Here is a 12,639-nt window from a genome sequence, read left to right on the forward strand (position 1 = left end):
ACTACACCGCCAAGCTCTTGCCGCTTGCCGCATCAAACAGATGCGCCTGCGACAGATCAAAATGCATGGAGACCGCTTCACCGGAATTAAGGTGACGCGGGTTCAGCATACGCGCCACCCACTCTTTGCCGGCAAATTCGACAAAGACCAGCGTTTCATTGCCAAGCGGCTCGGTGATCGAAACGCGCAATTCGCCCTCATGAACGGCGTCTCCCGATGAAAGCCCATGGCCTTTCGGAAACAGATCATCCGGGCGCAGGCCGAACGTGACCTTGGAGCCATCCGTGACCTTGGCCTTGAACTGTGCCGGCACTGGCAGGCGGTCGCCACTGGCAAAAACCAGTTCCGAACCCTGCACGGTAGCCTCGGCCATATTCATGGGTGGCGAGCCGATGAAGCCCGCGACAAACTGCGTTGCTGGGTGCTTGAACACTTCATCGGGTGTGCCGACCTGCTCGATATGGCCGTCGCGCATGATGACAATACGATCAGCCAGCGTCATGGCTTCGACCTGATCGTGCGTCACGTAAACGACGGTGGACTGCACTTTGGCATGAAGCTTCTTGATCTCCGTGCGCATCTGCGTGCGCAGCTTGGCATCGAGGTTCGATAACGGTTCGTCGAACAGAAACACTTCCGGATTGCGCACGATGGCGCGGCCCATGGCAACGCGCTGACGCTGACCGCCCGAAAGCTGTGCCGGACGGCGTTCCATCAGCGCTTCGAGGCCAAGAATGGCGGAGGCTTCATTGACGCGGCGGTCGATTTCCGCCTGCGGCTGCTTGGCGATTTTGAGCGAGAAGCCCATGTTCTCGCGCACCGACATATGCGGATAAAGCGCATAGGACTGGAACACCATGGAGATGTTGCGATCACGCGGCGGCAGATCGTTGACCACCTTGCCGCCGATTTCGAGCGCGCCGTCGGAGATGCTCTCAAGACCTGCGATCATGCGCAGCGTCGTGGACTTGCCGCAGCCGGACGGACCGACCAGCGCCACGAACTCCTTGTCGGCGATTTCGAGATTGATGCCATGTACCACGCCGACATTGCCGTAGCGCTTGACGAGATTTTTAATGGAAAGCTGAGCCATTTTATATCAACCTTTAACCGCGCCGAACGTCAGACCAGCAACAAGGTGCTTCTGAACGATGAATGTGAGGGTCAGCGCCGGAATAATCATCACGACCGCCAGCGCGCACATGCCACGCCAGTCGATGGTGAATTCAGCGGTGTAATCGAGAAGACCGACTGGAAGGGTCTTGGAATTGACGGAACGGGTAAGCTGGGACGCCAGCGCATACTCGTTCCATGAGGTGAGGAAGGCGAAGATGCCAGCAGTCGCAATGCCGGGACCGGCCAGCGGAAATTCCACCTGCCAGAAGGCCTGCCAGCGCGTGCAACCGTCAATCTGGGCAGCCTCTGCCAGATCCTTCGGTACCTGACGGAAGAAGCCGTCGATCAGCCAGATCGTAAACGGCACATTGAGCGCCACATAGGTGACGATGAGACCAAAATGCGTGTCGATAATGCCGATGCGCGAATAGAGCATGAAGAGCGGCAGTGAAAGCGCAATGCCCGGCACCGAGCGCGTCAGCATGAGGCCGAGGAATGTCGTCGACTTGCCCCAGAAGCGGAAGCGCGCAAAGGCATAGCCACCCGAAACGCCGACAATCAGCGCGATGATGGTGGATGTGACCGAGATAATCAGCGAGTTGCGGAAATAATCCCAGACAGGAATACCGCCGCCGCCTGCGCCTGAGAATATCGCATAATAAGCATCAAGCGTGATTTCCTGCGGAATCCAGACCGGCGGCTTTGCCATGATTTCGACCGGCGGACGCAGCGAGGACAGCACGATCCACAGACCGGGCAGACAAATGATCGCCATCGCGAGAAACAGGCCGATAAGATAGGCGACTTTCTTGACGCGGCGCAGCAGGCGATGCTGGTTATTGGAGAGCGTTGTTGATGCCATGATTACCACTCCGCTCCAATTTGCGCGCGTGCGGCTGCAAGCTTGCGGAAGAACATTACGGTGAAGAGGATCGAGAGCAGGATCGCGACATAGGCCATGGCATTGGCCAAGCCCATCTGCGCATCCGAATAGGCGGTGCGCCCGACCAGCGTCCAGATCAGCTCGGTTCGGCGTGCCGGGCCACCATCGGTCATGATCTTCACGATGTCATAAGCGCGGGCCACATCGAGCGAACGAATGGTCATTGCGATGAAAGCAAAGGGCATCAGATAAGGCCAGATGACATAGCGGAATGTCTGCCATGGCGTGCAGCCGTCGACGCGCGCGGCTTCAACCGGGTCCTGCGGCATGGACAGAAGACCGCCCAGAATAAGGATCGCGAACACCGAGGTCGACATCCAGACTTCTGCCAGCAAAATCGCAAACAGCGCCAGATTGCCGTCGATCAGCCATGGAATAGCCTGGCTGGTGATGCCCAGAGATTGCAGCGCATTGTTCACGAGACCGATATTGTCGTTGAACATGAACTTGAACTGGAAGCCGACGAGAACCGGCGAAAACATCATCGGGAACATCATCAGCGTGCGCAAAACACGCTGACCGTGGGTGGCCTTGTTGATGAGCAGCGCCAAGCCAAGGCCGAGCAGCATTTCCAGATTGAGCGCGATGGTGAGGAAAATCACCGTGCGGATGAATGCAGCCCAGAACACCCAATCACTCATGATGCGCTGATAGTTGCGCAAGCCGATGAAGTTGAACAGGCTGTCAGGGCGCGTCAGCCGGAATGGCGTGAAGCTTGAATAAAGCGAAAGCGCGAGGGGAAAAAGAACCACCGCTGCGAGGATGATAATGGCCGGAAGCAAAAGCAGAACCGGCGGAGAAATTCGTTTAAACATTGTTCTTCCGAAGCGGTGGATCAGCCAGAAAACCTGTCAAAACGGCCCGCCAATTGGTTTCCCAAAGGCGGGCCATGAAGTCACAAAGCGAGACTAGAGTTCGCCAGCATCCTCAAGGATCTGCGTTGCCTTCTTGGCTGCATCGTCAAGCGCCTGCTGTGAGGTCTTGTCGCCAAGGATCGCCGCCTGAAGCTCAGGATAAACAGCGTTGGAAATCTCGATCCAGGAAGGGGTCTGCGGAACCGGGAAAGCGGTCTTTGCCGTTTCCTGGAACACGGAGAGCACTTCCTTCTTGTATGGATCGGAAGCAGCCTGTTCGATGACATAATCCCAGACAGCCGTACGGGTTGGCAGCGTGCCAGCAGCCGATTCCTGCTTCTGCGAATCCTCGTTGGTCAGGAACCAGACGAGCGAAGCAGCAGCTTCCTTGGTGGCGCAGGATTCGGTGACCGAGAAGCCGTGATGGCCCGACCAGCCGGTGCGCTTGCCGGAAGAACCTGTCGGAGGCGGAACGATACCGACATTGCCTGCGACCTTCGACGACTTTGGGTCGTTGAAATAGGTCGCCCAGCCCGGCCAATCCAGGTTGATTGCAATGGTGCCGGATGCAAAGCCAGCGCCGAGCTCATCCCACAGATAGTTGGTGGTGCCTGCAGGAACGGCCTTGGCCTTGTAGAGATTGACGAACCAGTCGAGCGCACGGACACCGGCTTCAGAATTGAAAGCAGGCTTGCCGTCCTTGAGATATTCGCCGCCTTCTGCGACCAGCATTTCATAGAAGCGGCCATTGATCGCCTCTTCCTTGCCCGCAAACTGCGTGCCGTAGAAATTCGGTGGATCGGCAAAGAACACAGCCTGATCGGAAACTTCTTTCCAGGTCTTTGGCGGTGCCAGATCGTAGCCGTATTTTTCCTTGAACGCGGTCTTCTTGGCGTCGTCTTCGTAAAGGCTCTTCTGATAGTAGAGCGCCGAGACGTCGAACTGCGCGCGCGGCAGCATGACCAGCTTGTCGTTAAGCGTCGAAGCCTTGATCACCGATGGCACGAAACCTTCGATTTCGCCCGATGGAAGCAAACCATTCAGGTCGGCATAGAGATCAGGATATTGCGGCGCAAAGGACGAATGGTTGGAGCCGACGCACCAGTTGATCGAACCAGAAGCGATGTCCGACTTGATTTCCTTGTCCAGTTCGAAGTGGTTCTTCTTGGACAGGATGTTGACCTTGGCACCGGTCGCTTTTTCCCATTCGGCAATGCGTGAATACAGCGCTTCATACTGCTGACCGCCGATCAGCTTGGCGTTTACCGTCACGCCTTCAAATTTACCCGGCAAATCGGCCGCACCAGCGGAACCCATTGCCAACGCCAGTAGAGCCGTTCCCGCCAGGCAGGACGTTTTGAAACTCATCATGCTTCTCCTCCTCACGACGGACTTTTCCCCGGTCCGCCCCCAATTGTGAATTTGGTATTTATATGCAAACATATTATTCAAAACCGGTCAAGGCGAGTTTCCGCACATTTGCGACTTTCGCATTCCGGGTTGTTCGTATATGAAGAGGGATATTCATGAGGGGAGCCAACTTGGAAACAGACGATCGCTACCGCGCGCCCGCGCTGGACAAAGGACTGGATATTCTGGAACTGCTTGCGAGCGTGGATGGTGGGCTGACACAGGCAGAAATTGCCAAACACCTCGACCGCAGCCCCAACGAGTTTTACCGGATGCTGGATCGCCTGGTGAAGCGCGGTTACGTGACCAAGCTCGAGGGCGACCGCTATTCACTGACGCTCAAGCTGTTCGGTCTTGCACACCTTCATGCACCGGTGCGCAGACTTGCTTCCTTTGCCACGCCTTTCATGCGTGAACTTGCCGACCGCTCAAAGCAGGCCAACCAGCTTGCCGTGTTTGACCGGGGATCTGTCGTTGTCATTGCACAGCAGGAGGCTCCGGATTACTGGGGCATCTCAATCCGCGTCGGTTCGCATATCAGTCTGTTCGATACCGGTTCCGGCCATGTGCTTCTCGCCTTCCGGTCACCGGAAGAACGCAAGATGATGATTGCCGAATATGCAAAAGACGGTGAAAGCGTGAAGCTCGATGAGAGTTTCTACGAGCGCCTCGACCAGATTCGCGAACGTGGCTATGAAATGATGCCCAGCGCTCAGGTGGCAGGCGTCTACAATCTCTCGGCCCCGATTCTCGGCCCGGATGGTACTTGCATTGCCTCACTGACCTGTCCCTATGTGACACTCGTCAATTCGGCTTCAGCACCCGACATTACGCAGACCATCAGCCTGCTTCAAAAGACCGTCAAAGACCTGTCGAAACTGGTTGGCTCCGATATCGGGGCAACCGACTAAGCAATGCCGATAATTCTTATTTGAAAACTCTCTTCTTTTTTGAAAGTATGTCAATGGAGGAGAGTTTTCATGATTATCGATACCCATCTGCATCTGATAGACAAAAGCGCGCTGACTTACCCATGGCTGGGGGATGTACCGGCGCTCGACCGCGATTTTCTGTTTGAGACCTATCGGAAGCAGGCTGAGCGCTGCGGCATCAAGGCAGCACTGCATATGGAAGTGGATGTTGCGGCTGATAGCATTCAAGCCGAGACGCACCATGTTCAGGATATTTCAATCGCGAATGATGGCTTCATAAAAGGTGCAATTGCCTCCTGCCGCCCGGAAGAACCGGGCTTTCCCGAGTATCTCGAATTGCAGCTTGGCAATCCTTTCGTCAAAGGCTTTCGTCGTGTGCTGCATGTCGTACCTGATGACGTTTCCGAGGGTGTTCTTTTCCGCGAGAATATCAAGCGGCTGGAAGGCACTGGCCTGACCTTCGATCTCTGCACACTCCCACATCAGATCGACAAGGTACTTGCGCTGGCCGATCTTGCCCCGGACGTGCAATTCGTGCTCGATCACTGCGGCGTTCCGGACATCAAGTCAGGTGCGCTGGACGGCTGGAAAAAGGGCATTACCGAGATTGCGCAGCGCGACAATGTGACGGCAAAGATTTCCGGCGTAGTGGCCTATGCCGAGCAGACAAGCTGGACCGTCGACACGGTACGTCCCTATGTGGAGCATGTCATTGAGGCCTTCGGCTGGGAGCGGATTGTGTGGGGCAGCGACTGGCCTGTCTGCACACTGGCAAGCAATGTCGATGCCGGACTTTCGACATGGGTGGCCACAACCCATGCGCTTCTTGAAGGATGCAGCGAAGACGAAAAAGCGCTGCTTCTCTCTGAGAATGCAACGCGCCTCTGGAAACTATAAAACCAATCAGGCTGGCGGCACGCCGCCAGCCTTTCCATATAAATCAGAAGCTTTCGCGGAAAAGCCGGTTGAGATCGGCGATGACGACCTCCGCCTTCTCATTCTCCCGCAAGCCTTTGTTGATGCGTTCCGACGCCGCTTCCTGAAACGGCATATAGCCATCGTGACGCGGGCGCACCCATGCGCCTTCCAACGTCGCGCGCGTGTCGCGATAAAAGCCTGAAGTTGCATTGTTTACGGTATCGTCTTCCCATGCATCTGCATGTCCGGGCTGGCCGTTGGACGCCGCATAAAGCCCCTTTTGCACGTCACCACTGGCAATCCAATAAGCAAAGTCGATTGCCGCTTCAGGATGCTTGCTGAAGGCAGAAACTGCAATGCCTGTGCCACCCAGAGCAGAACCAGCAACACCCGCCGCACCCGCTGGAATATCGGCAAAACGGATCAGGCGATCGCGGAAGCCCGGCATGGCATAATTCACATAGCCGTAGATCAGCGGTGAGCAGGCAATATCCGAATCTGGCTTTGCCATTTCCTCAAACACGGCAATCGGGTCCATGCCGAAGCATTTCGGCTTTACTAGCGAAGCGATCTCGCGCAGTTGCTCGAAAGCTTTGACACCATCCTCAACAGAGATCAGCTCGCCTTCGACCGCGCACGGTGTTCCAGCATTGGCGACAAGCGTGTAAAAACACATCAGCGAATGCGGCGAGCGCAGTGGAAGCAGAACTTTCCCGGCGCGGGCAAGACGCAACACCTCGCCCCATGAGGTGACTGGCTTATCCATCAGGTCCGGACGCCATGCCTGAACCTGTGTTGCTGCATCGAGCGGAAACGCCCATTGCCGCCCCTGCCAGTTATAGCTTGGGAAGGACTGGCCCACGGAACCATCGGCAAGCTCTTTCAGTTCCGTTTCGCGGCCCGGCACATCAAGCGGCAGCAGACAGCCTTCCTTGGTGATCTGCCCCACATGCGGATGGTCGATCACGATCATATCGAAATTGCGGGCCAGTTCCTCGACCGGAAAGGTCTCGAAATCCTGTAGCGACCGCTTTTCCCACTCGATTTCGACGCCCTTGTCAGCAAGCCATTGTTCGGCACCCGCAACCATCGGATCATAGCCGCGCGGGTGGCTCCAGGTCATGCCTTTCAGCTTGATCGTACTCATAGACCGAACTCCTCGCGAATTTCTTTGCTGTTTTCGCCAATGCGCGGTGCAGCACGTGCCACCTTTGGGCGTTGTCCGTTGATGCGCAGCGGCGAACGTGTCGTGGTAATGGAAACATCATCCTCACGCGTTACCGTCTGGAGCATGTCGAGGGTCGAAAACCCTTCGCTTGCGAGCAGTTCTTCCCAGTTGAGAACGCGGGCGCACCAGATATCGGCAGGTTCCAGAATGGCGAGCCATTCATCGACAGTTTTCTTGGCAATACATTCGGCAATCAGACGCTTGATCTCATCGCGCTTGGCGAAAGCCACTTTCGGATCGTCGATAAAAGGCGAAAGCGCATCTGTTTCAAGCAATGCTGCCAGTTTCGCAATCGGCATCATGGCGATGGCAAGATAGCCGTCCGCTGCCGGATAGACGCCATAGGGAGCAGCAAGATAGGCATGGGCGCTGCGGAAATCGGAACGTTTTGGCAGACGACGACCATCGTTAAGGTGGGTGGTCAGCACTTCAAACTGGAAATCAACCAGCGCTTCGAGAAGGCTGGTTTCGACATGCGAGCCTTTATTGGTGATGCCGCGCCGAACCAGTGCTGCAAGAATGCCCTGCGCTGCGGCTGCACCCGCCAGCATATCGGCAACCGCCAGACCAAATGGCACCGGCCCCTGCCCTTCATCGCCATTGAGCCACATCAGGCCCGAGCGCGCCTGCGCCAGCAGATCCTGCCCCGGACGCCCGACCCATGGCCCCTCTTCGCCATAGCCGCTGATCGATGCATAGACGAGACGCGGATTGATTTCTTTAGCGGCGTCGTAGTCAAGGCCAAGACGCTTGATGACACCGGGACGGAAGTTCTGGATCAGCACATCCGCCTGTGTGAGAAGCTTTTTCAAAGCAGCCAAATCGTCAGGATTTTTGAGGTCGATCGCAAGACTGTCCTTGCCGCGATTGATCGCATGAAAAATCGTGGAATCGCCGCCGATCTCCGTGTCGCTCAGATAAAGCCTGCGCGAGAGATCGCCACCATCGGGCCGTTCAATCTTGATGACGCGTGCGCCCAGATCCATCAGACGCAACGAGCAATAAGGCCCCGACAGAAACTGGCTCATATCGACAACGACAAGCCCGCTCAGCGGCAGTTCGCTTTCCGACATCGGGAAATTCCCTCCTCATGAATTTCTTATGTGAATACAGTCTTCACATATGGATTTATGGAAGGCAAGACCGAATTTGGGCTTTGAATGCAAAAACGCCGCCCGGTTGGGCGGCGTTTTCAGTCTCGATTTGATGAATTGGATTGCGTGTTAAACCTCGTTGCTGGCCAGTTCCAGCAAGGTCCAGACGTGATCGGCAAACGAGTTCCACACTTCGATCCGGTAGTGATCGGCATCCCACTTCAACAGAATGATCTGGGCGTGATCAAAGATTGTGCGCGCAGCACCCGGAAAGCTCATCTGCGAAAGCTCAAGTGGGGAAGCGGCATTCAACAGCCATTCGGCCTGCGAACCGGAAATATCGATGCCGGTTTCCCGATGGCTTACTTCCGTCAGGCTGTGCGGCTCTGTTTCATAAAGCGTGGCGAAAGCCTGCGTGATCGCAGCACCCTTGGCTTCATCAGCCCAGATATACCATTCATCCGGTCCGATGCAGGCAACGGCAATATCGTCCGTGCGGATCAAACCGCCGATCTTTGCCGGGATTTTTGCACCCAGTGCCTTTTCGGCCAAGGCCAGTTTTGCCGGGGCAATGCGCAGGATGAAACGGGCGGCATCATCGGCTGCATGGATTTCCAGACGACCGGGAATGACGACCTTGCGGTTCGAATAAGGTTTTGTCTCAACAAGCATGGTTCAATCCTTATCACTACAGTTGCAAATTCGTCAGGCCGTGGCGAAAAGAGTGATTTTCGAGTACCGGAGCGGAGCGTACTTAAAGGTACGTGAGCACCGGAACGCAGACAAATTGCTCTTTGCAGCCCGGCATCACGAAGAATGCAGCTGTAGTGTTATCCGTTCAGTTTCTTTCCTTCGGGGTCATAGAAGACCATTCCCGAAACCACAGCCTCATGCACTGTGCCATCAGGCATCGGCATATAAAGCGTTTCACCCATACGATCCTTGCCACCGGAGACCACTGCCATGGCGATGGAACGACCAAGCGCCTCGCTCCAATAGGACGAGGTGACATGACCAAGCATGGTCATCGGCAGCGCCTGCTTTGGATCGGCAACAATCTGCGCACCTTCTTCCAGCACCAGCTTCGGATCGTTGGTCAACAGACCCACGAGATGCTTGCGATCCGCTTTCAGCATATCCGGACGCGCCAGCGAACGCTTGCCGACGAAATCCGGCTTCTGCTTGCCGACAGCCCAGCCAAGGCTTGCATCATCCGGCGTAATCGTGCCGTCAGTGTCCTGACCGACAATGATATAGCCCTTTTCAGCGCGCAGAACGTGCATGGCTTCGGTGCCATAAGGCGTGATGTCATATTGCTGACCGGCCTCATAGAGCGCCTTCCAGAGTGACAGGCCGTAACGGGCAGGCACGTTGATTTCATAGCCCAGCTCGCCGGTAAAGCTCATGCGGAACAGACGCGCTGGCACGCCAAGGAATGTGCATTCCGCAACCGACATATGCGGGAAGGCTTCATCGGAAATATCCAGACCTTCAACCATTGGCTCAATGAGCTTGCGCGCATTCGGGCCGTTGATTGCCACCACTGCCCACTGTTCGGTGGTCGAGGTCAATGAGACTTTCAGGTCAGGCCATTCGGTCTGGAGATAGTCTTCCATCATGTTGAGAACACGCGCGGCGCCGCCGGTCGTGGTCGTCACGTGGAAGCGGTCCTGCGTCAGACGACCGACAACACCGTCATCGCGGATGAAACCATCTTCGCCAAGCAGCAGACCATAACGGCAGCGCCCGACACCAAGCTTCGTCCATGGATTGGTGTACATGCGGTTCATGAATTCCGCGGCATCCGGGCCGACCACTTCGATCTTGCCAAGCGTTGAGGCGTCGAACATGCCGAGCGACTGGCGGGTCGCCTTGCACTCGCGCGCCACGGCCTGATGCATGTCTTCGCCGGTTTTCGGGAAGTACCATGCGCGACGCCACAGTGAGACCGGCTCAAAAGCTGCGCCATGCTGTTCGGCCCAGCTATCGATTGGTGTCTTGCGCGTGACATCGAACAGCTTGCCGCGATTGTAACCGCAGAAAGCGCCAAAGGTCGTCGGCGTATAGGGCGGGCGGAAGGTAGTGAGACCCACCTGCGGCGTTGGGCGCTTGAGCGCATCGGCTGCAACGGCCAGACCGTTGATGTTCGAGGTCTTGCCTTGATCGGTCGCCATGCCGTTGGTGGTATAGCGCTTGACGTGCTCGATGGAATGGAAACCCTCGCGCACGGCCAGACGAATATCCTTGGCAGTCACATCGTTCTGGAAATCGATGAAAGCCTTGGCCTTGCCCGGATCGCGATCGGTTGGCAGTTCGCGACAGCTTACGCCATCGCAGACAAAATCACCGGCGACCGCATATTCCGATACCTTGGCTTTGTGTCCGGAATCATTGGCAGCAGCGGCACCCGCTTCCGCACCCTCACGCAATGCAGCCTGCAGGTCGAAATTGCCATTGCCTGCACCGGCGCAGCGGCTTTCCTCGGTGCGTTCGCCTGGCAGATAAATCTGGCGTGCCTCATCCCAGACGAGAGAGCCTTTCGTGTGCGAGAACAGATGCACGCTCGGATTCCAGCCGCCGGACATCAGCAGCACATCGCAGGCAATCGTGCGCGCAGCACCGACCGAGCCGTTAGAAACCGGATTAGCGCGGACCGACGACACGCGATGGCGTCCGCCGGTATCCGTCACAGTCCAGCCGGTCAGTGTTTCAATGCCAAGCATTTTTGCGCGATTGACGAGGCTGTCGGCAACGCTTGAACGCACATCGATGATGGCCGGAACCTTGACGCCTGCGACCGCGAGATCGAAAGCCGCAAGCCATGCGCTGTCATGCGAGGTGACGACGACAGCCTGATTGCCGACCTTGACGCCATAGCGATTGAGATAGGTGCGTGCGGCAGAAGCCAGCATCACGCCGGGGCGATCATTGCCTGCAAAGACCAGCGGCTTTTCAATCGCGCCCTGCGCCAGCACCACCTGTTTTGCGCGCACGCGCCACATACGCTCACGCGGCGCATTGGAGGCAGGCTTGGCCTGATGATCGGTCAGGCGTTCGCAAAGACCAACCATGTTCTGATGGTAATAGCCGATGGCCGTCGTGCGCGGCAAAAGCGTGACATTCGGATTGGCTTTAAGGGCCGCTATGGTTTCGTTCAGCCAGTCCCAGCTTGCGCGGCCATTGATGACCGGCTCCGGTTCCGACAGAAGCGAGCCGCCAAATTCGGCCTGCTCGTCGACGAGGATGACCTTCGCGCCACTCTTTGCGGCTTCAAGGGCGGCGGCCAGACCGGCAGGTCCACCACCGGCAACCAGCACATCGCAGAAAGCATAGCGGCTGGCATAGGTGTCCGGATCGGGCTCGGACGGCGATTTGCCAAGACCGGCAGCGCCACGGATGAAAGGCTCATAAACCTTGTTCCAGAAGCTTTTCGGCCACATGAAGGTCTTGTAGTAAAAGCCTGCCGAGAAGAACATGTAGAACGCATCATTGATCGCGCCGACATCGTGCTTCAGCGACGGCCAATGGTTCTGGGTTTCGGCCTTGAGACCATCATAGAGTTCCAGCACCGTTGCGCGGGTGTTCGGCTCAAACCGACCTGGTCCACGCGAGACGCCCATCAGTGCATTCGGCTCTTCGGAACCGGCAGAAAGAATGCCGCGCGGGCGGTGATATTTGAACGAACGACCGGCCAGATGTTCGCCATTGGCAAGCAGCGCGGATGCCAGTGTGTCACCTTCAAAACCGGAATAGGTCTTGCCGTTGAAGCTGAATCGCACGGACTTGGTCTTGTTGACACGGCCTTTGTTATGAATGCGCATATCGGTCATCATTTCGTCTCCGCAGCCGGAGTTTCTGCCAAAGCAGGACGGGGCTCACCGGCCTTGTAGGTGGTGACAAACTTGTCGCTCACCGTATCGCGCACCGCATTGAAAAAGCGGCCGCAGCCATTGATATGCCGCCAGCGTTCATAATGGGTGCCGCGCGGATTGGAGCGCGTGAACAGGAAGTCGCGCCATTCATCATCGGTCAGTGTCGATGGGTCGGCTGGACGCGCAATATGCGCTTCGCCCGCATAGGCGAATTCCAGCTCAGGACGTTCCATCTCGCAATAAGGGCAACGGATTAAAAGCATATCATACCT

At 56.7% G+C, this 12,639-nt stretch carries 11 protein-coding genes; 2 read left to right on the forward strand and 9 right to left on the reverse strand.

Annotated features, from left to right (window positions below):
• Position 1 precedes the first annotated feature (1 nt).
• From AC1RHM_RS16810 to AC1RHM_RS16825, 4 genes are all read right to left on the reverse strand, one after another.
• Positions 2–1,093, reverse strand: a complete 1,092-nt coding sequence (locus AC1RHM_RS16810; protein ID WP_151576461.1) for an ABC transporter ATP-binding protein — start codon at positions 1,091–1,093, stop codon at positions 2–4.
• Positions 1,094–1,099: 6 nt separating this feature from the next.
• Positions 1,100–1,978, reverse strand: coding sequence for a carbohydrate ABC transporter permease (locus tag AC1RHM_RS16815; protein WP_010658082.1), 879 nt, complete (start codon positions 1,976–1,978; stop codon positions 1,100–1,102).
• Between the two features lie 2 nt (positions 1,979–1,980).
• Positions 1,981–2,874: a carbohydrate ABC transporter permease gene (locus AC1RHM_RS16820; protein ID WP_010658081.1), complete on the reverse strand. Its 894-nt coding sequence runs from the start codon at positions 2,872–2,874 to the stop codon at positions 1,981–1,983.
• Positions 2,875–2,967: 93 nt separating this feature from the next.
• A complete protein-coding gene (locus AC1RHM_RS16825; RefSeq protein WP_011982490.1) occupies positions 2,968–4,284 on the reverse strand; it encodes an ABC transporter substrate-binding protein in 1,317 nt (438 codons plus the stop codon).
• A 155-nt stretch (positions 4,285–4,439) separates the two neighbouring features.
• Between AC1RHM_RS16825 and AC1RHM_RS16830 the strand changes: the two genes are divergently transcribed.
• A complete protein-coding gene (locus AC1RHM_RS16830) occupies positions 4,440–5,234 on the forward strand; it encodes an IclR family transcriptional regulator (protein WP_010658079.1) in 795 nt (264 codons plus the stop codon).
• A 69-nt stretch (positions 5,235–5,303) separates the two neighbouring features.
• Complete coding sequence (locus AC1RHM_RS16835) at positions 5,304–6,152, forward strand: amidohydrolase family protein (protein WP_010658078.1); 849 nt, start codon at positions 5,304–5,306, stop codon at positions 6,150–6,152.
• Positions 6,153–6,195: 43 nt separating this feature from the next.
• Here AC1RHM_RS16835 and AC1RHM_RS16840 read toward each other — a convergent pair whose 3' ends face one another.
• From AC1RHM_RS16840 to AC1RHM_RS16860, 5 genes are all read right to left on the reverse strand, one after another.
• Positions 6,196–7,320: an extracellular solute-binding protein gene (locus AC1RHM_RS16840; protein ID WP_010658077.1), complete on the reverse strand. Its 1,125-nt coding sequence runs from the start codon at positions 7,318–7,320 to the stop codon at positions 6,196–6,198.
• The gene (locus AC1RHM_RS16845; protein WP_010658076.1) at positions 7,317–8,474 is read right to left on the reverse strand and encodes a CaiB/BaiF CoA transferase family protein; all 1,158 of its coding nucleotides are present in this window, start codon (positions 8,472–8,474) and stop codon (positions 7,317–7,319) included. Before AC1RHM_RS16845 ends, AC1RHM_RS16840 begins: the two co-directional genes overlap by 4 nt.
• A 150-nt stretch (positions 8,475–8,624) precedes the next feature.
• Positions 8,625–9,167, reverse strand: coding sequence for a sarcosine oxidase subunit gamma (locus AC1RHM_RS16850; protein ID WP_010658075.1), 543 nt, complete (start codon positions 9,165–9,167; stop codon positions 8,625–8,627).
• 158 nt (positions 9,168–9,325) lie between these two features.
• Positions 9,326–12,325 (reverse strand): sarcosine oxidase subunit alpha, encoded by a 3,000-nt coding sequence (locus tag AC1RHM_RS16855; RefSeq protein WP_010658074.1) that lies wholly within the window; start codon positions 12,323–12,325, stop codon positions 9,326–9,328.
• Positions 12,325–12,630 carry a sarcosine oxidase subunit delta gene (locus AC1RHM_RS16860; protein WP_010658073.1) on the reverse strand — a complete coding sequence of 102 codons (306 nt, stop codon included), beginning with the start codon at positions 12,628–12,630 and terminating at the stop codon, positions 12,325–12,327. The genes AC1RHM_RS16855 and AC1RHM_RS16860 overlap by 1 nt, the downstream gene beginning before the upstream one ends.
• Positions 12,631–12,639 lie beyond the last annotated feature (9 nt).

Source organism: Brucella sp. GW823-FHT04E01, from assembly GCF_058796175.1.